Origin of the sequence: Crenobacter caeni (assembly GCF_010435965.1) — a bacterium.
Classification (GTDB): domain Bacteria; phylum Pseudomonadota; class Gammaproteobacteria; order Burkholderiales; family Chromobacteriaceae; genus Craterilacuibacter; species Craterilacuibacter caeni.
On record NZ_JAAGAA010000007.1, the window covers coordinates 14233 to 37448 of the forward strand.

Annotated in this window: 21 protein-coding genes and 2 pseudogenes; 5 read left to right on the forward strand and 18 right to left on the reverse strand. The window is 55.0% G+C overall.

Going from position 1 to position 23216, the window contains the following annotated elements; genetic code table 11:
• Window positions 1-59 precede the first annotated feature (59 nt).
• From GZH52_RS09250 to GZH52_RS09265, 4 genes and pseudogenes are all read right to left on the reverse strand, one after another.
• Window positions 60-440: a hypothetical protein gene (locus tag GZH52_RS09250; RefSeq protein ID WP_203525694.1), complete on the reverse strand. Its 381-nt coding sequence runs from the start codon at window positions 438-440 to the stop codon at window positions 60-62.
• A 68-nt stretch (window positions 441-508) separates the two neighbouring features.
• Window positions 509-1084 (reverse strand): annotated as a pseudogene (locus tag GZH52_RS09255) (integrase core domain-containing protein); the annotation flags it as partial.
• A gap of 120 nt (window positions 1085-1204) precedes the next feature.
• Window positions 1205-1963, reverse strand: coding sequence for a hypothetical protein (locus tag GZH52_RS09260; RefSeq protein ID WP_163316201.1), 759 nt, complete (start codon window positions 1961-1963; stop codon window positions 1205-1207).
• A 23-nt stretch (window positions 1964-1986) separates the two neighbouring features.
• Window positions 1987-2619 carry an EcsC family protein gene (locus tag GZH52_RS09265; RefSeq protein ID WP_163316202.1) on the reverse strand — a complete coding sequence of 211 codons (633 nt, stop codon included), beginning with the start codon at window positions 2617-2619 and terminating at the stop codon, window positions 1987-1989.
• 208 nt (window positions 2620-2827) lie between these two features.
• On the opposite strand from GZH52_RS09265, the pseudogene GZH52_RS09270 reads away from it, so the two are divergent.
• Window positions 2828-3961: pseudogene (locus GZH52_RS09270) on the forward strand (IS3 family transposase).
• Window positions 3962-4070: 109 nt separating this feature from the next.
• On the opposite strand, the gene GZH52_RS09275 reads toward GZH52_RS09270, so the two are convergent.
• From GZH52_RS09275 to GZH52_RS09295, 5 genes are all read right to left on the reverse strand, one after another.
• Window positions 4071-4679 (reverse strand): Cap15 family cyclic dinucleotide receptor domain-containing protein, encoded by a 609-nt coding sequence (locus GZH52_RS09275; protein ID WP_163316203.1) that lies wholly within the window; start codon window positions 4677-4679, stop codon window positions 4071-4073.
• Complete coding sequence (locus GZH52_RS09280) at window positions 4676-5110, reverse strand: hypothetical protein (RefSeq protein WP_163316204.1); 435 nt, start codon at window positions 5108-5110, stop codon at window positions 4676-4678. Before GZH52_RS09280 ends, GZH52_RS09275 begins: the two co-directional genes overlap by 4 nt.
• 711 nt (window positions 5111-5821) lie before the next feature.
• Window positions 5822-6655 carry a hypothetical protein gene (locus GZH52_RS09285; protein WP_163316205.1) on the reverse strand — a complete coding sequence of 278 codons (834 nt, stop codon included), beginning with the start codon at window positions 6653-6655 and terminating at the stop codon, window positions 5822-5824.
• Window positions 6656-6923: 268 nt separating this feature from the next.
• Complete coding sequence (locus tag GZH52_RS09290) at window positions 6924-7574, reverse strand: hypothetical protein (protein WP_163316206.1); 651 nt, start codon at window positions 7572-7574, stop codon at window positions 6924-6926.
• A 156-nt stretch (window positions 7575-7730) separates the two neighbouring features.
• Window positions 7731-7958 carry a hypothetical protein gene (locus GZH52_RS09295; protein ID WP_163316207.1) on the reverse strand — a complete coding sequence of 76 codons (228 nt, stop codon included), beginning with the start codon at window positions 7956-7958 and terminating at the stop codon, window positions 7731-7733.
• A 238-nt stretch (window positions 7959-8196) separates the two neighbouring features.
• Between GZH52_RS09295 and GZH52_RS09300 the strand changes: the two genes are divergently transcribed.
• A complete protein-coding gene (locus GZH52_RS09300) occupies window positions 8197-9123 on the forward strand; it encodes an integron integrase (RefSeq protein ID WP_489884323.1) in 927 nt (308 codons plus the stop codon).
• A gap of 443 nt (window positions 9124-9566) precedes the next feature.
• On the opposite strand, the gene GZH52_RS09305 is transcribed toward GZH52_RS09300, so the two are convergent.
• The 3 genes from GZH52_RS09305 to GZH52_RS09315 all read right to left on the reverse strand — a co-directional run bounded on the left by GZH52_RS09305 (window position 9567) and on the right by GZH52_RS09315 (window position 11799).
• Window positions 9567-10835, reverse strand: a complete 1269-nt coding sequence (locus tag GZH52_RS09305) for a Y-family DNA polymerase (RefSeq protein ID WP_163316208.1) — start codon at window positions 10833-10835, stop codon at window positions 9567-9569.
• Window positions 10817-11263 (reverse strand): LexA family protein, encoded by a 447-nt coding sequence (locus GZH52_RS09310; RefSeq protein WP_163316209.1) that lies wholly within the window; start codon window positions 11261-11263, stop codon window positions 10817-10819. The genes GZH52_RS09305 and GZH52_RS09310 overlap by 19 nt, the downstream gene beginning before the upstream one ends.
• 260 nt (window positions 11264-11523) lie before the next feature.
• Window positions 11524-11799 carry a transposase gene (locus tag GZH52_RS09315; RefSeq protein ID WP_163316210.1) on the reverse strand — a complete coding sequence of 92 codons (276 nt, stop codon included), beginning with the start codon at window positions 11797-11799 and terminating at the stop codon, window positions 11524-11526.
• A gap of 90 nt (window positions 11800-11889) precedes the next feature.
• Here GZH52_RS09315 and GZH52_RS09320 point away from each other — a divergent pair, with 90 nt between their 5' ends.
• Window positions 11890-12207 carry a helix-turn-helix domain-containing protein gene (locus tag GZH52_RS09320; RefSeq protein WP_203525695.1) on the forward strand — a complete coding sequence of 106 codons (318 nt, stop codon included), beginning with the start codon at window positions 11890-11892 and terminating at the stop codon, window positions 12205-12207.
• A 219-nt stretch (window positions 12208-12426) separates the two neighbouring features.
• Window positions 12427-12732, forward strand: a complete 306-nt coding sequence (locus GZH52_RS09325) for a YgjP-like metallopeptidase domain-containing protein (protein WP_349290648.1) — start codon at window positions 12427-12429, stop codon at window positions 12730-12732.
• A gap of 265 nt (window positions 12733-12997) precedes the next feature.
• Here GZH52_RS09325 and GZH52_RS09330 read toward each other — a convergent pair whose 3' ends face one another.
• The 6 genes from GZH52_RS09330 to GZH52_RS09355 all read right to left on the reverse strand — a co-directional run bounded on the left by GZH52_RS09330 (window position 12998) and on the right by GZH52_RS09355 (window position 20198).
• Window positions 12998-13411 carry a hypothetical protein gene (locus tag GZH52_RS09330; protein ID WP_163316212.1) on the reverse strand — a complete coding sequence of 138 codons (414 nt, stop codon included), beginning with the start codon at window positions 13409-13411 and terminating at the stop codon, window positions 12998-13000.
• Between the two features lie 3 nt (window positions 13412-13414).
• A complete protein-coding gene (locus GZH52_RS09335; RefSeq protein ID WP_163316213.1) occupies window positions 13415-15433 on the reverse strand; it encodes an integrase in 2019 nt (672 codons plus the stop codon).
• Entirely contained in the window at window positions 15426-16955 is a 1530-nt protein-coding gene (locus GZH52_RS09340; protein WP_163316214.1) for a site-specific integrase, read from the reverse strand. The genes GZH52_RS09335 and GZH52_RS09340 overlap by 8 nt, the downstream gene beginning before the upstream one ends.
• Window positions 16952-18175, reverse strand: a complete 1224-nt coding sequence (locus tag GZH52_RS09345) for a site-specific integrase (protein ID WP_163316215.1) — start codon at window positions 18173-18175, stop codon at window positions 16952-16954. Before GZH52_RS09345 ends, GZH52_RS09340 begins: the two co-directional genes overlap by 4 nt.
• Before the next feature lie 144 nt (window positions 18176-18319).
• A complete protein-coding gene (locus tag GZH52_RS09350; protein ID WP_136551628.1) occupies window positions 18320-18778 on the reverse strand; it encodes a single-stranded DNA-binding protein in 459 nt (152 codons plus the stop codon).
• 52 nt (window positions 18779-18830) lie between these two features.
• Window positions 18831-20198, reverse strand: a complete 1368-nt coding sequence (locus GZH52_RS09355; protein ID WP_163316216.1) for an MFS transporter — start codon at window positions 20196-20198, stop codon at window positions 18831-18833.
• 108 nt (window positions 20199-20306) lie between these two features.
• On the opposite strand from GZH52_RS09355, the gene uvrA reads away from it, so the two are divergent.
• Window positions 20307-23132, forward strand: coding sequence for an excinuclease ABC subunit UvrA (gene uvrA, locus GZH52_RS09360; RefSeq protein WP_163316217.1), 2826 nt, complete (start codon window positions 20307-20309; stop codon window positions 23130-23132).
• Window positions 23133-23216 lie beyond the last annotated feature (84 nt).

Genomic DNA, 23216 nt, shown 5'->3' on the forward strand with positions numbered 1-23216 from the left:
TCAGCGAGAGGGAGTTGTGCAACAAAGCCCAGTCAGTTCTTGCCTGCGGAGAAATTTTTTCAACTTTGCTTTGTGTTTTTCGAGAAATAGTAACCAATCACGCTACCGAGTAGCGTTGTACAGAAGGTCAGAACCTCGTGGAAGTAGGGGCTGCCGGCGAAGCCAAATAGCAGTATCAGCCCGATTGATCCGAAAACAAGGCTGATGGACAGGATCGGCTGAGTTCGGTGGGTCATACGGTAGGTCATGGTGTCGGTTTTCCCCAGCCCGCCACAGGTGCCGCAGGCCAGTCCGTGGTAAGGGCCTTTTTTCAGCTCATTCCTTTTGGCGCACACCATGCAGCTGGCCCCGTCCGGTCCACTAATGCAGGTACCCGTTCCCTTGCAATGTGCGCAGGAGTGCAAGGTGTAGTGGCTGCGATCAAGTTCGTCCATTTCCATCCACATGGCCTGGTCAGGTTTTTATTGATGGCAATGTTATTGCAGTTTTTTCGTAGTTGCCAGAGTGTCTAGTCCCGGACGATGAACAAATCCGGGCGCTGTTTCTGCGATTCCTTCATGGCTTGAGTCGGTGTCCGGTGTCGCAGGGCCAACTGCGGCAGATGCTGGTTGTAGAGCAGTACATAGCGCTCCAGCGTAGTCGAGAGATCCTAGCCCGATTTGAAAGGGTGCGTGGCCAGCACCTCGCTGCCCCATCCGTTGATACGCTCGACCATTCCGTTCGTCTGCGGCGTACATGGTTTGGTCAGCCGGTGTTTGATCTCCAGCGCTGCACATCGCCGGTCGAATTCATGCTCGCCGCTGGCCTGCTTCTGACGGTTGAGCAGTCGATCGGTGAACTTGCTGCCGTTATCGGTCAGGATGGTGCGTATGTGACAGGGGACTGTCTTGTGCGGCTTGATCTGCACGAAGCCCCAACGGGTTGCCCGGTCGATGGCCACAAACAGATAGCGTCGTGCCGACTCGTCCGGCATCTGCGGCAAGTATTTGACGTCAATGTGGAAATAGCCGGGGTCGTACGCTTTGAACGGCTTGTGCACTAGTCGGCTTGACGTTGGTTCAAGATCACGCGAGTTCCTCAACCCGGCGGCGTCTCGCTCTGGTCTGGATCCTTGCCTGCGTCGGCACGGCGTGGGCAGCCTGCGCGATCTGGAGCCAACTGGCCGAATTACAGGCCCTTGCGGGCCTGTTGGTGTAAATGCTGTTTATGATTTGTCTTTTGTGTTTTCTACATGCAGGATGCTGGCATCCCTCGCAACGGATGAGGTGACGATACCTGATCCTGGAACTACTTTTGTGACTACTTCAGATACGGTTTTACTAGATGACCGAAGGTAAGGGCTAATTTCCACGTTACCTCGCATATGCGCAGAGACTAGCTGTGGGGTGCTGATAGTTTTTGTGATGGTGGTAGTAACTGATTGAAATAAATTACGCAGGCCAGCGACTATGAACATTAGCAGCATTGTGATGACCATAGGTGCCAGCCAGAAAGTACTAACACAGAACAGAGCATCTTCAATTGTAGCGGTTTTCATTTTGATGCATTGATGATATGCAAATATAGCATAAACTATACCAATTCCAGCCAAAATGGTTGGGTGACTGATATCGAAAATAAACCGAGTGATCAGTAGAGTTGCCATGATGATGCTAGCAATCGCTTGAGGCATCATTTCACGACAACACTGCAGGATTTCCACTATATTCTTCAATAAGAAGAATATGATGATAATCCATCCAATGACCGGAATCATAGCTAGTAAGCCAATTAAAAATGCTTTTCCAAGTCCTTTTAATATTTTTCCGCGAAGCCCACGGGCTAAAAGATATCTGACGAAAAATATGAAGGATCCTATGTATACTCCAAGAAATAAGAAGAGGGCATTCTTTGGGGTGATTGTCAGTGCCGTGATTCCAATAATAATAAAAATTATAAATGCTATTATTCCGCCTTTTTTCATTTTTTTTTCTCTCTCAAGTGAACTTATACGCGTGTCGGGATGAAGGTGTCCCGGGCGATGTTGCCGATAGCGTTAGTGGTGACAGAGTCGAACGTGGCACCGATGACGCCGCCAACCAGCGGGATTGCCTTGCCAAGATTAACCGCTCCGGTTTGTCCGAATTTTGTGAGTAGACGGAATCCAACTACTTGGTTGATCTTGACGATAGCCTGTTTGGAGATGCCGCGTATGGCTTGCTCTGTGAGTTTTGCACCGATCTTTATTCCGACTTCTTTGATAATGTCTTTGGCGGCGTTGCCGCATAGACAGGCATAGACTAATGCTCTAACCCTGTCATCTCTAATGTCGTGACCGCCAATATGGGCTATTGCGACAATCATTCGTACTTGCACATACATGACGCTGGTGATATTGGCCGGAACGGTGACCGGCATAAGCGGAGCGCCACCTAGTCCATTGATAAATCCGGAGGTCCCTGCTTTTGTGTTTTGCCAGCGGATCAGCGAGTTGGCTTTGTCGTGCAAATCTCCTTCTAATTTAAGATAGCTTCTGGCTAGTTCTTCGGCTGAGTCTAAGCCTGGGATGCCATTCAGTACTTTTTCATAGGTCCAGTCAAGAGCTTTAATTATTTTTTCCTCAGAAAATAATTCAGTCATTACTATCAGTCCTCGAGTTGTACGAAATTAATGAATTTCGGTTTGATCCAATGTCCTGGATGGAGTCGCCGATAAAGTCAATTAATACCACAATCTTGCCTTTTGTGCATGCAAAAGGCATTTAAAGGTGTGTGGCTGTGATCTGCTCCCCTTAGGCCATACCAATCAAAAGTAGAGAGAAGTCCGTCACTGAAGGAGAATGACGGACATGAAGAAGAGCAGATTTACCGAAGAGCAGATCATCGGCTTCCTCAGGCAAGCCGAGCTCGGCATGCGATCAAGGAGGTCTGCCGGCAGGGCGGCTTCTCCGAATCCACCTTCTACAAGTGGCGCAGCAGGTACGGCGGCATGAATGTCGCCGAACTGCATCGCACCCGGGATTTGGAAGCCGAGAACACCCGGCTCAAGAAGTTGCTGTCCGAGGCCCATCTCGATATCGAGGCCCTCAAGGTCGCCTTCGGGGTAAAGCGCTAGCCCCGCAAGCCAAACGGCAGGCTAGAAGCGTCATGCTGAGCTCCGGGCTGGCGCTATCCAAACGTCGCGCTTGCCGGCTTGTGGGGCTTTCCCGAGATGCCTGGCGGCATCCGCCGCAGGTGGATGCATTGACGTGCGAGCTGACAGCACGCATCGTCGAGATCGCTCAGACTCGCCGACGCTTTGGCTACCGCCGGGTGCATGACCTGCTGCGCGTCGAGTTTCCAGCCATTAATCACAAGCGGGTTTACCGTTTGTATCGCGAGCAGGGCTTGGCCGTTCGTCGACGTAACCGCCGACGCAAACTGGTTGGCGTGCGGACGCCGCTGCAAGCGGCTGCACAGTTGAATGAGGTCTGGAGCATGGATTTCGTCAGCGACCAGTTGGTCAGCGGCCGGCGCTTGAAATGCCTGACGGTGGCCGATGACTTCAGCCACGAAGCGGTGCAGATTGTGGTCGATTTTTCGATGTCTGGTCAATACGTCACGCGGATGCTGGATCAGGTCGCACAATTTCGCGGCTACCCGTTGGCAGTCAGAACCGACAATGGGCCAGAGTTCACCAGCCGGGTCTTTATGGTTTGGGCTCGGAGGCATGGCATCCAGCACATACTGATCCAGCCGGGTCGGCCGATGCAGAACGGCTACGTCGAAAGTTTCAATGCAAGATTTCGCGACGAGTGCTTGAACGAGCACGTTTTCGATACATTGGTAGTGGCGAGACAGATCATTGCGGCCTGGCGGGATGACTACAACCAGGTGCGTCCGCATGCGCGATTGGCCGGATACCACCGGCAGTATTTGCGGCCCGCTATCGCCAGCAGCAGGCCACCGAAGGATCAAGCAGTGTCACGACCATGCGAACCTAGGACTTCTCTCCTTATCGCTGGTATGGCTGGCGGGGGCAGATCACGTCCATTCCATTAAAAAAGCCAATGCACGGAAGAAATAAAAAAGTGCAACTAGTTGGCTGCCCCCTCAACTGCTAGGTAAGGTGCAAGTCCGGGTGAGTTCATAATGGCCAATCGTTTTTTTACTAGTGAAGTAATTTCCTTGTAGTTGATCACCGCCTTCAAGGCTTAGTTTTAGAATGGCGGCACCTTTATATGGGCTCTGGGGATCGGTACCTGACTTATGTTTTGGAGTAGTGAGAAATACATAATAAAGTACGCCGCGTCCCGTTTCGGGGTCTCTTTTTGGTTTTGCTAATAATGTTATCGATTCGGAATATTCGGCATCTACGTCCATTCCAATTTTCAGGAAGTCTTGTTTTATAATTGCCTTTGCGGAAGATGTCCCATGTTTCCCTTCCCCTTCCCAATGAATCACCATTGACCAAGTGCCGTTTAAATTTGGGAATATCCATTTGTTCAGTATAGGGAACTTTTTCCAAAGAAATTGCCATCCAAAATTGAACAATCCAAGTAGGGTAATATGCAATGCCGCCGACCCTCCGCTTGCGATTGATATGGCAGTTGAAAATCCAGTTTGACTATCGTAGATAGTCCATAAGATTATCCCGGTTGCGACTGCGTAAGCGACGGCAATAATAGTAATAATTCGCCCAATAGGAAGAAGACCGATCATTTTAGCGTCTCGAAGTGGGTTTCGTGGCCTTTCTCGAATATGGATAGGTTGTGTCTTTTGCTGACGATTCCGGTCATTAAAACCCCAGGGATGGTTGACCCAAAAATTCCTGCTACAAACCGTCCACCAATAGCTCGATTTCTATCCAAATAAACATCCGGTACAATGGGGGGGGAAAAATATTGTGAAAAATGAGAAATCAATCCAGCTTGATTAATTATGTGAAATCCGTCGTGGAATTTGCTTTTGTCACTAGATAGGCGTGACAGGGTTTCAGCGACTGTGCCTGAGATGCTTGGTAAATCTCCTCGTAGATTTATGATTGGCAAATAGGCTGGCGTGTCGCATACAATAATTCCGACGCCGGAGAAATTGGCATCAGAATTTAGCCATATATTGTGAAGTAGTTTTATAAAATCAAGTCTAGTCATCTCGATATAAATTTTTACGTATTAGCTCGTCGGGGTCGGGCATAAATTATTGCTTAAGCTAATTACTATACCTCAACTCTAAAATTTTGGCGACCGCCGGTGCGCGAAGCCCGGAGGATACCCAACGGCACAGCCGTTGGGTGATCGCTTTGATCCTCACCTCCATTGCTGAATTTCAGGCGTCGCTATTTCTTCCTGTTGCGCGTTCACGAGATTTGCGATGTGCTCCCGTCGCTGCTTCGAGAGGCATGTGTCACGACCAGTCCGTGAACCCAGCCTCTTTGAATCGTCGGAGCAGCAATGGTTTCGTGGTGTTGCGCAAAGCGACCATCGGCTTCAACTCTGGCAGGAAGTACCGAGCAATGTCCAGTTTCAGTGCCGGCGGTCTTCAGGTTGCCAAATTTGAACGTCAGCAGCCAGCCTAAAGCAGGCTTCCTCTGCCACAACTGTAGGCGACTGCTTTGGCCGAACCGTTGCCACCCACTGAGAGTGGCGGCAGATCATCGGACAGAGCGGCCGTTGGTGGTGCTAGTCCGATGCGGCAGCAATGCAGCAGTTAGCGACGTAGCAGTAATCAGGCACTCGTACGGCAGCTCTCTAGGCTAGTGAACGCGTGTTTTCGACCCAAAGCAGTCGATGCCTTCATGAAAAAGCGGACACTAACGCCTGAATTAAGCCGCGCCTCGAAGCGGCGTCGGCTTGAATGAATTGTTATGCCGTTTGACGAGTATCCACGAGAAGCACTGAGAGCCCGTCTTTGCTGTGCAAGACATCCATGGTATCAACATCATCGATAACATCGAAAAAGGCATTAAATGTTTGGCCACGTGTCGCCGATACTTTAGAGCGGGCGTAAGCCAAGAGCCATCTGTGAGTTTGCATTGCTAGATCAAGCGGCGCACCAACTTGGTGATCTAAAAGCGCGTCTAGGAAAGTCTCCAGCTCTGTCCTGACGAGTATCTCTGGGCCGTTATAGAAATATTGCTCAATATAAGCATTAGCAACCATCGTCGAATGCGTAGTCTTTGGACTACTACATGAGATGAACTTGGCAACGGAGTGCACAAGTTCGATCTGTGATGCGCGCTCATAAAAAATCCCGAATGAACCTATCGATCCAGAGCTAAAGCTTGTCAGTAGATCACCAGGCGGCATAAATGGTGGCACACCTGCAATAGCCGGCCTACGACTCAGAAGATCCCATTGATTAAACTGGCCTTTAAAATCCACATGCCGGTCGGCGGTGCCGTGAGCGACCCATTTGGCTTTTGCTTGCTTTTTGGCCTGCCAGAAAGTTGCGCGGTAGAAAGGCGCAAAATCAGATCTGGAAATGATGAGTAGATCAGCAATTTCGCATCTTGTCTTGATGCCAGTGGTGAGGTTGAACTCGACGTTGTACTTGACCGCTCCATGAGTCTCCTCAACAAAGATTGAGGAGGAGCCGTACTCAATAGCTTTTGCGAGCTTGCGGAAAAGCTCGACTTCTCCATCGCTCGAGAAATTTGCAGAGGTGCGGAACGCAGTGGATATTGCTGTTGCTGACACGCAGCCTCCTTGCGGCATAACGTACTAGCTCAGAGGCACGAAGCCGGCTTGCCGGCGCAGCGTCCCTCTGGAGCGGAGGGTTAGATTTGACTGTGGGCGATACGGTTACTCGCCAGAACCATTCTGGCACCTGATGCGATTTAGCTCGTCATTTGTGAAAAGAATGTTTTGAACATCCCCTGACGTCTCAGAGATTTCCTCAAAGTTACTAAACCTAGAAAACCAGATCCAAGCAGCGAAGGCATCTAGCTTTGTAAACCCAATAACTTTATGGAAGTCGGTCCAATGCCCGTTTCCAAGCGAGTGGAAGTGTGCTTTTTTTTTCACCCTGAAGAGAAGTGACCAAAATGAGGTTGCCTTGTTTCTCATACCTCCCCTTAAAGCTGGCCATTTTTGTCGCGACAAATTCAAATCTTGAGTCCTTTGTCTCTAGGACAATAAGTGCTGACGCTCCATTGGCTTCTACGTGAACAGGGAATCTGACGGCAAAGTTCAGATATTTCTTGGCAAGCGATTCGTACCCGGCCAGTTCCTCTGCCAAAGGCTGCCAGAACTTAACCTCTATGCGTACGCCTAGCCCGCTTGATAACGTTAGTTCAACAGCCTTGTTTACCAGCCCTGTATCTCTTTTGACTGTCACTACTATGATGTAATGCTTTAGCGGGTTTTTGAAGGATTTTGTCTTGTCAAATTCCTTGGCTAGATCATCGGCAGTAAAAGTCTCCACGCATTTACATTGCACACCGACAGCAGTGGTTTCGTCATATATGTAAACGTCGACGCCATCTTGGGCCTGCCCATGGGTTCCATATTCGTCGACAGTGCAGTCTGGAAATTTGCTTTTATAAAAATCTGCAGTTATGCGCTGTAGTTGCTGCCAGTCTTGCGGTGCTGGGATTCTTGTTTGATACAAGTCCATAGTTCATTCAGCTTGGTGAAATCTAACGTTAGAGTTAAGGGCGCATTTTCGGCGCATGCCGAAAACGTCGACCCTTGAACGACTTGTTAGCCGGATTTCATACAAACAATTCCGGCCGATAGTTGGTGCGGAGAGAGGGAATCGAACCCTCAACATTCACTCTTGGTGAGTACATAATTCCATGATTGCTTTATCTCTCATTTGGGTTGGAGTATCCACCAGGCTCCGCAGGAATGCGACTCCGCACCAAATACAGGCAAACAAATAACCAAAGATCTCCGTTTGGAGTTGATCTATCGCATGTGCGACTGACCCAATCACCGATTCCATTGCTGAATGGATATGCGATGCTGCTTGGTAAATATAAGCGATTGTGTTGTACATAAAATTCTCCATTGTTGATGTGAAATTACATATATCAGACATGGAAAACTCCAACCCAAACGAGATATCAACGCTCACTTCTATATGTACCCCTACCTCCAAGCTCGATAATCTACGATGCTACATTCCGGCTAATGTGAAATATACACCTTTGCAGGTGTATATTTGGTTTGTCTGTGTGTATAACTAGTTATGATATGCGCATTTAGCATTGTTTTGCAAGCCATTGGAGTTGCCAATGCCTGAAAGTACACAGCAAGATGGGACTGCAGCGCCACGCTTGCTCGATGTGTTGCGCGAGACGCTGCGAGTCAGGCATTACAGCCTGCGCACCGAGCAGCAATACGTCAATTGGGTACGGCGCTTTTTGCGCTTTCACCATCATCGGCACCCTCGCGAGATGGGGGCTGCAGAGGTCAGTAGCTTTCTCACCCACCTGGCCATTGAAGGTCAGGTGTCTGCATCCACGCAAAATCAAGCATTGTCTGCGCTTCTGTTCCTCTATCGTGATGTGCTAATGCTGAACTTGCCCTGGCTAGATGAGGTTGTTCGGGCCAGACCGTCCAGGCATCTGCCAGTCGTTCTGACGCGACTGGAGGTCGCGGCACTGTTGGCGAAGGTCGATGGGCTGTACGCGCTGCAGCTGCGTTTGCTATACGGCACCGGCATGCGGCTGATGGAGTGCATGCGCCTGCGGGTCAAAGACATCGACTTCGGGCGTGGCGAAATTCTGATCCGCGATGGCAAGGGGGCGAAAGACAGAGTGACAATGTTGCCTCAGAGCCTGGTGGCACCACTACAGGCCCATCTGCAGCGGCGGCGCGCCATCCACGAGGCAGACTTGCAGGCCGGAATGGCTGATATGTTTTTACCCGATGCGCTGGCACGAAAATACCCTCATGCCGGGCAGGAATGGGGCTGGCAATATGTGTTTGTCACCACTGGTTATGTGCGCGATCCGCGCTCTGGCGCACAACGGCGGCACCATCAGGATGAAAAGCTACTGCAGCGAGCGATGAAGCGGGCGGTAACTGCTGCCGGGATTGCCAAACTGGCCACACCGCATACGCTACGCCACAGCTTTGCCACCCATCTGCTTGAATCCGGCTACGATATTCGCACGGTGCAGGAGCTACTGGGCACGCGGATGTCAGCACCACGATGATTTATACCCATGTACTGAACAAGGGAGACTGGGGCGTGAGCAGTCCGCTAGATAGCTTGTGAGCGCATTATTTGTCGTGCCGGAAGGCACGCGACGATATTCTTTAATGTCGGCTTTGCTGCAGCTAGCTGCCAATGACATCGATGTTATCGACAGGCAGCTTTGGCCGAGTAGCCGACTTAGAGTCGGCTTTTGATCGACGTACTTCAAAGGTGGATTAGCTGCCGCCTGCGGGTTTTCTAAGAAGTTGCTATCGATACCCAAAGTACAACTTCGCAGTCTCCCGCAGTACCGCGTTTTCCTGCTCTGATCAGCCCCCGTCAGCCATACCAACGATAAGGGGAGAAATCCTCTGTTTGCATGCTCCTGGCGCTACCCGACATGTTCAGTGGGAGGTAGTTGTGCACCACAGATGTGATGGGTGAGATTTCTTCTAGGACCGATTAAGACACCGTCGGTAACTGATCGAAGCGAGTGGTGTAACACGGGCTCGCGTGTTCGCGCCGCATCTGCCAGCCGTGGCCGATCGCCTCGGCGCCCAGCCTGAGCGTGCCGCGCCCGTAGCGGTGGTTGACGGTGTCGAGCGCGCCCAATAGCGCCTGGCGCGCGGGGTCGGTCTCCGGCGCGAGCCAGTCGGCTTGCCGTGCGGCCCCCGTTAGCAGCTCGCCCAGCAGCACACCAACCTTTTTGTACGAAAAACCCTTCCTGTACAGCTTGTCCAGCAGCGCGAGTGCCGCGCGGGTGAGCGCGAGCGTGTCGCAGCTTGCGACGGGCAGCGCCTGCCAGTCGCAGGCGTGGTACTGTGCGTCCTGCGCGCGGAAACGGTGGGTGTGCAGTTGCACGCCAATCAGGCCGGCGATGCTGCCTTGCGCGCGCAGGTCGGCCGCCGCCTGTGCAGTGTGGTGGGCGAGGGCGGCGGCCAGCGCGTCGCGCTCGTGGATCAGCTGCCCAAAGCTGCGGCTGCGCACCAGTTGCTGGCGCGGCGGCGCGACGTCCTCCAGTGTGAGGCAGGAGGTCCCGTTGAGTTCGCGCACCACCCGTTCTACCACCACCCCGAAGCGGCGCCGGATCAGCGCGGGGTCGGCGCGGGCGAGATCTAGTGCGCTGTCGATGCCCATGCCTGCCAGTTGCTCGGCGAGCCTGCGCCCGATCCCCCACACTTCGGCCGCCGGCTCGCTGGCCAGCGCCTTCGTCTGTCGTTCCGGGGATAGGCTGCCCCAGTCGAGCACGCCAGAAAGCTTGCCGTGCCGCTTGGCCAGGTGGTTGCTGAACTTGGCCAGCGTCTTGCTCGGGCCAATGCCGACGCAGGTGGGTAGGCCGACCCACTGTTCGACGCGCGCACGGATGCGCTGGCCAAGACAGGTGGGGTCGTCCGTCAGGCCGGTCAGGTCGGCGAAGCATTCGTCGATCGAGTACACCTCAAAGCGCGGCACCAGCGAGGCGATGGTGTCCATCATGCGCCGGCTCATGTCGGCGTACAGCTCGTAGTTGCTGGAGAACACCGTCAGCAGCCCCTTGCGCTCCAGATTCGCGACCTCGAAATACGGCGCGCCCATCCGGATGCCGAGCGCCTTCGCTTCACGGGTACGGGTGATGACGCAGCCGTCGTTGTTGGAGAGCACCACGATAGGCGTTTTCGCCAAGTCCGGCCGGAACACCCGCTCGCACGAGGCGTAGAACGAATTGCCGTCGATCAGCGCGAACGTGGGCATGCGTGCTTGACGATGAAGGTGACCACGCCGATGAGCCGCCACTCCTCGTCGTCGCCCGGGCGCAGCACCGGGTAGGGCACCCGCGCGTTTTCCGGATGCAGCTCGAGGCCGGTCGGCGTCTTGCGCAGGCGCTTGACGGTGAATTCGGTGGCAAGCTGCACGATCACGATGTCGCCGCTGACCGCCTCTCGCGCACGGTCGACCACCAAGAGATCGCCGTCGTCGATGCCGGCGTCGCTCATCGAGTCTCCCGCCGCGTACAGCGCGAAAGTCGCCGGTGGGTGGGCGACCAGATACTGGTTGAAGTCGAGCGCGCCGGCGGCGTAGCTGGCCGCCGGTGACGGGAAGCCCGCCTGCACGCGCGCGAGCATCAGCGCGGTGGTGGCGGCGGTCGGAGCGAGGGCGACGGGGAGCAGGGACAGTGTCATCGCGGCAAACTTGAATAATGAAACTTAATTCAAGTTTGCCGCAAGACTGATGTGAGTGCAATTTTCAGCTTAAGCGTGCAAGCCCGCGTTACCGATGTATAGGCAATGCGCTATGTCGCGAAGACCGCTGCTAGTGGGGAGATTGTTGAACACGGGCACCGAATACGTCATTTCCGTGGGCAAGGTCGTGATGTATGCGGTAGGCGTTTCGCGTGGGCGCGGGGGCATTTCCTGTCGTTGGGAGATGAGGACACTTGCTGCTACTTGTACCCAAAGTACAACTTCGCCGCCTCCCGCAGTACCGCGTTTTCCTGTTCCAGACGCTGGATGCGGGCGTTGGGGTCGGTGGGAGCTGGGCTGACTGGGGGCGGGCAGAGGGAGGCACGTTGGCGGAAGGCTGCCAGGCCGATGTGTTTCCACCCGTACACGGTGGAGGGGTGGATGCTGAACTTGCGGGCGGCCTGCGTCACGCTGCCCACCTTTTCCAGGTGCTGCAACACCTCGATCTTCAAGTGGTCCGGATAGTGGTGTTTCATGGGGTCTTGCAAACTAAGAAAACCTTAGTATACCTTACGGAGTAGGGCTAAGAGAATCTTAGGCATGAGCATCCTGCCCTTGACCTCCTCATGTCTTTGACCAGCCCGTTTCCCCAGCGCCTGAAGCAGGCGCGAGTCCGTAAGGGTCTTACCCAGCAACAGCTTGGCGTGTTGTTGGGGTTGGATCCGAACAATGCGAGCGCACGCATGAATCAGTACGAACGCGGCAAACACGCGCCAGATTTTGCGACGCTCAAGCGGATCGCCGAGCTGCTGGACGTGCCGGTCGCCTGGTTTTACTGCGAAGATGACCTTGACGCCTCTATCGTAGATGCTGCCCACCAACTGACGGCCGAGCAGAAGCAGGCGCTGCTGAGCTTCATTGAGCAGCTACGGCAGCAACCGTAAGCCGTCAGCCGCCGTTTTCCCCCTTGCGTTTACGCAACGAGATACGCACTTTGCATTTCCCTGTCTTGTCCGGCTGAAGGACAATTTCTGCTACCAGCTGCGGCAGGTCATACGCGCACACACCCTGCGCGGTAGCCGCACCACCGAACAGCGCACCGTGCAGCTATTGCGCTGGCAACGGGCCGAACTCAAGGGCTTGTCCGAACCACTGCTGGACCAGTGAAAGACAGCGTTGGGGGGAGGAGGGCGGCGACGTGGGGCGTGAAACGGATGAAAACCAAGTGGGGTAGCTGCAACCCGCAGACGAGCAGCTTTTGGTTCAACCTGGAACTGGTCAAGCAGCCCCCAGCGTGCATCGAGTGCATCGTGGTGCACGATCTGATGCATCTCGTGAAGCGTCATCACAACGACCACTTTACCACGCTCCTGGATCAGCACCTGCCGAACTGGCGCTCGTTGCAGCTGCTGCTGAACCAGAGCGTGCTGGTGCATGAGCGGAGGGGGGGAGAATTGGTATTTATTTGATATCCTCAGTTCGCTCTCTATCAATACGGGAAGCTCAGGAAGATTCCCGCCACGTGTACCCGCGATGTATGGCGTAGCGTTTCTAGCTTACAATACCCCGCTTCATGCCATATGAAGTCTGGATCCCGTGGCATCAAGATGGGGGCTATAATTTAGTCGGCGTTGATACTAGACAACCTGACTCCGAGCGATTATCTGCTCGTTTACCTTGCAGCCGGAAATCTCGAGTTTCGAATGCTCGGTTAAGTAGGAGGAGATCAGTCGCTCAGCCCTTCTGCTCGGATGAGTCACGATCAATGACAGGTAATGGTGCATCGAGCTTTGCCGGCGTCATTCCATTCTTGTAGGCATTGTATTGCCAGACTACGAAGCGTTGCAGTAGTAGTTCGTTCTCACGCCTGAGACGCTCATTCTCGCTTTCCAGCCGTCTGATGCGCTGTTCGGCAATCGCTAGGCTTGCTGGTCGTTTCGATGGATGAAATCCATCTCTTAGCAGATCTTTCTTGAGAGCGAATGCAGTCTTGATACGTTCATGGGCATTCAGAGTCTGCCTAGTTGGTCTCGTGCCGATCAACGGTTCGACCGCATCGCACAAGCCGTTCCAAGTCAGCTTGTCTCGGACGCTATCGATCTGATTGATAATGATGCCGATGTCTCTATCTGTCAGGTGCTTGGCCATGGCTTACACTCCGAGCAATGTCCGCAGATCATCCATATTCGGGGCTTCATTTTTATTTGCCGGTGCCACCAGCTTAGGTGCCTTAGACTTTGCGGCAAGTACCCGCTTCAGTGGACTGAACTCTTGATCATGTCGCATGCGGATCACTGCACCATTTTCAGTTTCTGGTGATTCGAGAATATGGATTAATTGATCTACTCTCTCCAACGTCTTGATCTGATGGGTTGTCCAACGGTCAATGCTGGCCATGTCGTACTCACCGGAATCCGTGGCGTCATATGCCTTTTTGAGCTGCAGGCGAATGCCATCGCGCTGCTGTCTCAATCGCTGCAACTTCCCCTCATCACCTTTTACGCACACTTGCTCAACGCAGTTCAGGCAATCACGATGCTTTTGACACGGAAGCATCGAAAAATCATGGATGCAGAAGCCAAACTCGGTTACATGAGCAATTCCCTCGCCCATCGCATCGAGATCAGAAAAAGTTACCGGCATATTTTTCTTGATCTTGGCAAGTGCTGTGCCGATTCCAACACCTTTAGCCAACTCTACATATTCATCGGTGGTCATGTGATTGTATGTGGCGTTTTGATGAACATTCGCTCGTCCTGACCAACGTGCAATATAAAGCTCGCCAAGCCCCCCCCGCTGCCCAATGGTATTCAAGTAATGTCGAATCTGGTGGGAGGTCATCGAAATTTCAGACCCGTCTGGATTTTTGTAACCGTGGCGCATCCAAATACTGTGTTTATGAGTATCTGTATAACTCAAGTCGCTAGTAAACATGCTTTTTCCGGGTGGCCCTAACAAAACTGGGCTTGGCTCCATGTCGCTGCGAAGTTCGTTCCAGCGGAAGCAGCAAAGTGCTTCAGAATATTTGATGTTCCGCTCTTTGTTTTTCCATGGCCAACCTTCAGGTAACTTGCTCCGGCAATAAGTATTTAGAAATGCCAAGGTCAATGAATCACCCGTGGCTTTTAGTGTCTGGTAGGGGGTGTAGTCTCTAAAGTATTTCCGTAGGGAATTAGATGAGTAATTTTCTTTCAGGCCCAGTGCCCTACACGCTTGCGCATCAGTCAAAGGCTGCATTTCGCCTACATTCGGGCAGTTCTCATGGCGGTAGAATCTCTCTGGGTTTTCTTCGTACCACCGAGCCAGCTTTCGCCCCTCTTCGGACAGTTCAGTGAGCCGCCGAACCGCTTCGATCGCCGTTGCGTTGAAGACCTCAGACGACCACTTTATATCAGCACCAAACCCCTTGCCTGCGTAAAACCTAAGACCTACGCACTTGGTACCTTGGTTGTCAACTTCGTAATGCAAGCAATTCACTGGCAAATCCTGAATTTCGGAGATGCGTGATGGAGCGCACATCATCAGGGCGAAGATCGACGTAGTGAAGCGGTCTCGCGGTGCCGGGAGGTTGTTTGCAAACATCTCGGCCATCCAGTCCAGCCATTGCTCATTTGGTATTTTTGCTGCGCGCTTAGCTTTGGTTTCCGCGTCTGTTCTGGTAATTTCCGATGGTTTTGATATGGGGTTTTCCCAGATGATTTGACGCGGAATTATTCTGCTTTCGTTAAGGAAAAAAACTAGTTTTTTAAGGGCAATTCCGGCTTGATACGCAGTGGCCTGATATTCCCGCGCAACTTCTACAGCAACATCCATAACATTGCCATCAACCAAGGTTATATCTGCCTTGCCTTTAACTTGCAATAAGGATCTTTCAATGCAGCGTATGGCCTTTATTTCGCCTTTTAACTTCGTGGGGTTGTGGCCTTGCTGGTAGCGAATATAAGCCTTTGCAAATGGAATTATCTGTTCGTCTAGCAGTTGATCTTGCGAATATCCTCGCGAAGGTGCCCCAATGACAGTGAAGTTGCAGACTTTTGGCCATGAACTGCTATCCCAATCTAAATTAGCCCCAAACACAGTCAGTTTGTTACGGCACAAGGCAATGAATTCTTCCAGGTTAGCTCTGGCATCATTTTCAGTCTTGGGTTTGAACAGCAGGATGTTAGACATTTTCGACCTTTTCCTTCATTGCCTTGCAGCGGTTCACGACGTCACCGACGGCAAGAATTAAGCGGTCATTGATGGACGCTATCTTCAAGTCGTTTGTCTGCTCAAGGATACTGTCGCGCTCCTTGATTAGCTTCTCCAAGACTTCTTCGTGAGGGCCATTAAGCCATGGTTGAAAATTATTGCAGGTGTAACAAGCAATGGGGGCAAGCGCCCCGCAAAAGCCATAGCTACCGCAAGTGCCAACACTCTGGGTCCCGTTGGTGATACGACTACTCCGATCATTGCCACGTGCAGCATCTTTCTCAGACATGACGAGCACGCCATGGAAGGCTTGGGCGTGCCGCGCGAGATGCAGTGCTACTGCTTTGTTAATGTGCTTAACTATATCTGGAATGTTTTTTACATAAACACTAGCATTCTGAGTGTCAGAGTGATCAAGTGCCTCGGCAATTACGTATTCACTATTTCCATCGCGCGCCAAGTTTGTGCCCAAGGTATATCTGAAACGAATCGGTGATAAATGAATCGGCAGACCGGTGCGCTCGCTAGTGATATTTATTTCTTCTGAAATTTCATTCAGCACGTTTGTCATTGTATACGTGGGTGCGTGAAGGGTGTCTATCTTTAACTGATCCTCGAGGCAGGCATTGATATCGAGCAATTTCAGATTTGGAAATAGCGGCAGATCAGGTACTAGCTTAGAAGGCACCGCATCGCCAATTATTTCTTTAAATTCTCGCTGGACCGATGCTGCCTGTTGTTGCAAAATAAGCCAGAGGTCTTCACTGATCGGAAATTTACTGAATTGGGTTCGCCAGGATTGATGACGCTGCTTGGCACGCGGGAAGTTGATAAAGAATTTGTCGATGCCGTCTTTGCTGGTCTGCTTGAGCATATCTTTAATCTTCAACGCGGTGATCTGAACAGGACGCCGACCTGTCAGTGCGACTGTGAGCGTCAGAGCAGTATCCAAAAGTGCCAAGCGTCCTTCTCCAAAAGCAGTGGTAATGGCTTCAATCACTCCCTGCATTTCGATGTCGGTCAACGGCCCGCTCTCAGGACACATCGACTGGACTGCGTAGCCTTTCTCGTTTCCTTTTAGACGCCACTTGCCCAACAACTGAATAACTTCATCAGTAATTCCAGGGTGCCCCATTGCATGCCACTGTTTGAAAAATCCACGCAGCGTGCCCAGATACCACTCGTTGTTTTTTTTGAGCGTGGAACGGTATGAAATCAGCGATTCAACGCTGAATGCTGACTGCCCAGTGGTCGCTTCCAGATAGGCTTTGCATCGGTAAAAACAATTGTGAACATGAAAGGCTGATGTTGTTGTTGCATAGAAGGCAAGCACATGACGAATTGCCAGATCGATCTCTGGATTCAGTAATTTTCTGATCGAAGAAACGGGAATTTCACAATCTTTGTTGAGTCTCCAGCGGTCATCGTCAAGTCTGAACTGGTAGCCCTCTCGCGAAAACATCTTTTCGCTCCAAACTGCCTGTGCAACTGGCATGTTCATGCCTCATCCCCTTTGTTCAAATAGCGTTCTTGCAACCCAAGCACTACCTCACCCGCCTTTTCTTTGATATGTCGCTTGTTGTATGTCGCTGCCGTATCCGATGTCGGATTCCAGCCCATGAGGTAGGAGCGTAATTGTCGTTCTCGCTCGGGTGTCACGCCCTTTTCATCAATCCTCTTCGAAAATTCATAATTCCAAGCATGGCGAAAAGCGTGAGGGTGTATTTTATTAAACTCAGAGTCTATCCCTTTTATTTCATGCATGAGTTTTGAAAATCCGGCAATCGAGAGGGGATGGCCGCAAGAGGGGCCTGCTTTGTGCGTCACGAAGAGATAGCCGTGTTTTTTCGCACCAGATACTTTGCTCCGATACTTGAGCACGTAATCATAAATGCGATCAGCTAGCAAGGGATCTAGTGGGATTGTTCGCTCCCTAGTCTTCGCGACAGGCTGATATGACCGGAGATCGCTTTGGGCATCTGGTCGCCGCACGATTGACAGCCTGTTAGAGGAAAAGTCGATGTCTGTGACCTTGAGGTTCAGCAACTCTCCACGCCGCATTCCTGTCACTCGCAAAATGACAATCATTAATGCGTTGCGAATCTGCGTTCCGTAATCTTTCACTGGATTATTCTTGGAGCCAGGCTTGAGTGCATTGTCGAGTCTGTCGAGCAACTCATCGTCTAGATGAATATCATCTCGATCCATTTGTGATTTGTTAGAAATTTTCGGTCGATTAGCCTTGATCATGTTGACCATGGCTTGAATGCGTTTCTTATTTTCTTCAGAGCCGTTTTGAAGCTGCACCGCGAGGAATCCGAGGTAATCGGCAACGACAGACAGGCGGGCATATTGCACCTTGGTTGAGACAGTCTTTCCTTTGCGCTTTTGTGCAGTGAGTGAGATGACTTTCTGTTCGGGCTGCGCATTGTTCGTCAATGAGCGCTGCATGAAATCTCGCAAGGCGTGAATTTGATGGGCTTCGAGAAGCTCGCCACAGGCAAAGCTTGACTCAAGGTTGAGCTTGTAGTAGTCCTGCCAACCGTAGAGAGCTTTTATCGCATGCAAGACGTTTTGAATGGTATTGGTCGCCTTGCTGCTCCCACGGATAATCACGGTGATGTACAGGCTTGGAAAGTAGATGGGCATGCCGCTTTGGTCAACAAGCAGCATGTAACGCTCACCATCACCAAAGCGGATATGCCTGACTGATAGCTCCATGGTGAGCTCCATATGTTTACATTTCTACATGGTATGCAACATACTTTTATTCTGCCAGAATTTTTTTTTACACTACAAAAGTAGAAAACCCCCGGTGTACGGGGGTTTTGGGTAAAAATTTTACAAAAAAGTCTATGGTGACTCCTAGAAGGGAATATCGTCCTCGAGGTCGTCCATGCGCTGCGGCGGGGCAACCGGAGCTTCCTGGCGGCGCGGGGCGGCCGGCGGAGCGGACGGTGCGCTGCGGGCGGGCGCGCTACCGTAGTAGCCGTCGTCCATGGGCGCGCCTTCGTCGCGCTTGCCGCCTTGCAGGCTCAGTTCGTTGACGCGCACGTCGGGCGATAGGCGCTTGCCGCCGTCCTTGTCGGTCCATTCACGCAGGGTCAGCTGGCCGTAGACGGTGACCTGCTGGCCCTTGGAGAGGAAGCGCTGCAGGCTCTCGCCGCGCTTGCCCCATACCTGGCAGGCAAACCAGTTGGTGGTCTTGCGTTCGCCAAAGCCGATGTCGCTGGCCACACGGAAGCTCAGTACCGGCTCGCCGCTCGGGGTGTAGCGCAGTTCGGCGTCGGCGGCGACGCGGCCGTCAAAGGAAATGCTGTTCATGTTCTCGTCTCCGTTCGTTTCTTGGCCGGCGGCGTCGCCGCGGGCCGGGTGTTCAGGTCGGGAAGGTTTCCCGGATCAGCTTCTCGACGGCAGCCTGGTCCCACGCTTGCTGCGAGACCTTCAGGTAGGCGACACGCTCCTCGGGCACGACGACAGCTTCGCGCACCCCGCTTTGCGCCGCAAGTTTCTGCGACAGCTTTTGCGCGTCGCCCTGCCAGCCGTTGCCGATACGCAGCATCACCGTGCGCACCGCCATCGGTGGGCGCATCGACGAGGCCAGCACCAGCCACAGCGCCATCAGGGTGCCAGTGAAGGCGAATACGCCCGTAGCGCCGTAGCGGCCGTACAGCCAGCCGCCGGCGGCGGCGCCGACGAAGAGGCCGAAGGACTGGGCGGTATTATACACGCCGATGGCCGTGCCCTTGGCGTCGGCCGGCGCGATCTTGGAAATCAGCGAGGGCAGTGTCGCCTCGAGGATGTTGAAGGCGATGAAGTAGAGGCCGAGCCAGAGCACGATCTGCCAGAAGGTGTCGAGCGTCGCGGCCATGCCCAGTTGGGCGACGGTCATCAGGCCGACGGCGCCGACGAACACCTGCTTGAGCTTGTGCTTTTTCTCGCCGTAGATGATGGCCGGCACCATCAGCACGAAACCGACGACGACGACCGGCAGGTAGACCTGCCAGTGGTGCGCCTTGTCGAGCCGGGCGGTGGCGGTCAGCGCGAAGGGCAGGGCGACGAACATCGCCATCTGCGCGGCGTGCAGCGCGAAGATGCCGAAGTTCAGGCGGGCGAGCTGGCCGTCCTTGAGCACCGGCATCAGGCGCGCCGGCTTGGCTTCGGCGTCGGCGTGAAAGCGCGAGCGGGCGGGGTCGGGGATCAGCCGCCACACGCCGACCAGCGCCATCAGCGTGAGCACGCCGGTGAGCGCGAAGATGCCGGGCACGCCGATCACGCTGGCGAGCAGGGGGCCGAGCACCAGCGACACGGCGAAGGTGGTGCCGATGCTCATGCCTATCATCGCCATCGCCCGGGTGCGCACTTCCTCGCGGGTGAGGTCGGCCAGCAAGGCAGTGATCGCGGCCGAGATCGCGCCGGCGCCCTGGATCACCCGGCCGATGGTGAGCCAGACAAGGTCGGTCGCACCGGCGGCGACAAAGCTGCCCGCGGCAAACAGCACGAGGCCGCCGTAGATGACTTTCTTGCGGCCGATGCGGTCGGAGAGCATGCCCAAGGGCAGCTGCAGCAGCGCCTGGGTCAGCCCGTAGCTGCCCAATGCAAAGCCGATCCAGGCGGCGTTGTCGCCGCCGGGCAAGGTGTGCGCGTAGAGCGCGAACACGGGCAGGATCAGAAACATGCCCAGCATCCTGAGGGCGTAGACGCCCGCCAGGCCTAGGCTTGCGCGCAATTCCAGAGAATTCATGGTATGACGGTGGTTCCGGGGGACGGTATCCGGGCGGCCGGCGTGGCTGGAGCCCGACTCGGTAAGTCGGGTATATTATCAGGTTCACCGATTCATTGTGGGTAAGGCATGGACAATATCCGCATCCGCGGCGCACGCACGCACAACCTTAAAAACGTCGACCTCGACCTGCCCCGGCACCGGCTGATCGTGATCACCGGCCTGTCCGGCTCCGGTAAGAGCTCGCTGGCGTTCGACACCCTGTACGCAGAGGGGCAGCGCCGCTACGTCGAGAGCCTGTCCGCCTACGCCCGCCAGTTCCTGCAATTGATGGAAAAGCCGGACGTCGACCTGATCGAGGGCTTGTCTCCGGCGATCTCGATCGAGCAGAAGGCCACCAGCCACAACCCGCGCTCGACCGTCGGCACCGTCACCGAGATCCACGACTACCTGCGCCTCCTGTACGCGCGGGTCGGCGAGCCGTACTGCCCGGATCACCATGTGCCGCTCGCCTCGCAGACGGTCAGCCAGATGGTCGACCATGTGCTCGCGCTGCCGGCTGAGACCAAGGTGATGGTACTCGCGCCGGTCATCGTCGGGCGCAAGGGCGAGAATGTCGACCTGTTTGACGAGTTGCGCGCGCAGGGCTTCGTGCGCGTACGCGTCGACGGCGAGGTGCACGAGGTCGACGCCGTGCCCAAGCTCGACAAGAACAAGAAGCACTCCGTCGAGGTGGTGGTCGACCGCCTGAAGGTGCGCGCCGACGCGAAGCAGCGGCTGGCCGAGAGTTTCGAGACCGCGCTGCGCCACGCCGAAGGGCGGGCGATCGCGGTGGAAATGGACAGCGGCCAGGAGCACTGGTTCTCGGCCAAGTTCGCCTGCCCGGTGTGCAGTTACAGCCTGCCCGAGCTCGAGCCGCGCCTGTTCTCGTTCAACAACCCGATGGGCGCGTGCCCGAAGTGCGACGGCCTGGGCGAGATCACCTTCTTCGACCCCAAGCGGGTGGTCGCCCATCCCGAGCTGAGCCTCGGCGCCGGCGCGATCAAGGGCTGGGACCGGCGCAACCAGTTCTACTTCCAGATGCTGCAGAACCTGGCGGCCCATTACGACTTCGACATCGACACCCCGTTCGAGGAGTTGCCGCAGAAGGTGCGCCACGTGGTGCTGTACGGCTCGGGGCGCGAGGCGATCGCGTTCAGCTACCTGTCGGAGAAGGGCACCCGCTTCTCGCGCGAGCACCCGTTCGAAGGCATCCTGCCCAACCTCGAGCGCCGCTACCGCGAGACCGACTCGTCCGCGGTGCGCGAGGAGCTGGCCAAGTACCAGAACAACCAGGCGTGCCCGAGCTGCCACGGCTCGCGCCTGAGGCTGGAGGCGCGCAATGTGCTGGTCGGCGGCCGCCCGCTTTATGAGATCAACACCCTGTCGCTGAAGGACGCGTCGTCGTTCTTCGCGAGCCTGGTGTTCGAGGGCCAGCGCCAGCAGGTCGCCGACAAGATCGTTAAGGAGATCCGAGAGCGGCTGTCCTTCCTCAACAACGTCGGCCTCGACTACCTGTGCCTGGCCCGCTCGGCGGACACCCTGTCCGGCGGCGAAGCGCAGCGCATCCGGCTGGCCAGCCAGATCGGCTCGGGGCTGACTGGCGTGATGTACGTGCTCGACGAGCCGTCGATCGGCCTGCACCAGCGCGACAACGACCGCCTGCTCGCGACGCTGATGCGCCTGCGCGACCTGGGTAACAGCGTGATCGTCGTCGAGCACGACGAGGACGCCATCCGCGCGGCCGACTATCTGGTCGACATGGGGCCGGGTGCCGGCGAGCACGGCGGCGAGGTGCTGGTGGCCGGCACGCCGGCCGAGGTCGCCGCGTGCGAAGGGTCGGTGACCGGCGCTTACCTGTCCGGTCGGCGGCGTATCGGCGTGCCGCATGAGCGGCGGGTGCCCGACCCCGAGCGCATGCTCGAGCTGATCGGCGCGACCGGTAACAACCTGAAGGACGTGACGCTCAGCCTGCCGCTGGGGATGATGGTGTGCGTGACCGGTGTCTCCGGCTCGGGCAAGAGCACGCTGATCAACGACACCCTGTACAAGCTCGCCGCGCGCGAACTGAACCGCGCCAGCGAAGAGCCGTCCCCCTACCGCGAGGTGAAGGGGCTGCAGCAGCTCGACAAGGTGATCAACGTCGACCAGAGCCCGATCGGGCGCACGCCGCGCTCGAACCCGGCGACTTATACCGGCCTCTTCACGCCGATCCGCGAGCTGTTCTCCGGCGTACCGCTGTCGCGCGAGCGGGGCTACGGCCCCGGGCGCTTCAGTTTCAACGTCAAGGGCGGCCGCTGCGAGGCGTGCCAGGGCGACGGCATGATCAAGGTCGAGATGCACTTCCTGCCCGACATCTACGTGCCGTGCGACGTCTGCCACGGCAAGCGCTACAACCGCGAGACGCTGGAAGTGCAGTACAAGGGGCGCAATATCACCGAAGTGCTCGAGATGACAGTCGAGCAGGCGTTCGAGTTCTTCTCGGCGGTGCCTTCGATCGCACGCAAGCTCTCGACGCTGATGGACGTCGGCCTCGGCTACATCCGGCTGGGGCAGAGCGCGACCACCCTGTCCGGTGGCGAGGCGCAGCGGGTCAAGCTCGCGCTTGAACTCTCCAAGCGCGACACCGGCCGCACGCTGTACATTCTCGACGAGCCGACCACCGGCCTGCACTTCCACGACATCGACCTCTTGCTCAAGGTGCTGACCCGCCTGCGCGAAAACGGCAATACCGTGGTGGTGATCGAGCACAACCTCGACGTGATCAAGACCGCCGACTGGCTGGTCGACCTCGGGCCGGAGGGCGGTGCCGGCGGCGGCACCATCCTCGCCGAGGGCTCGCCCGAGGTGGTGGCCGCCAACCCGGCCAGCCATACCGGCCGCTACCTCGCGCCGCTGTTGCAGGAAAAACAATAAGCGGTTTCGGTTGGCCGGGTTTTGTCACTAGAATAAGTCTAAAGTCATAAGACGGTCCGCGACGTGCCGTTACAAGGGGCAGAC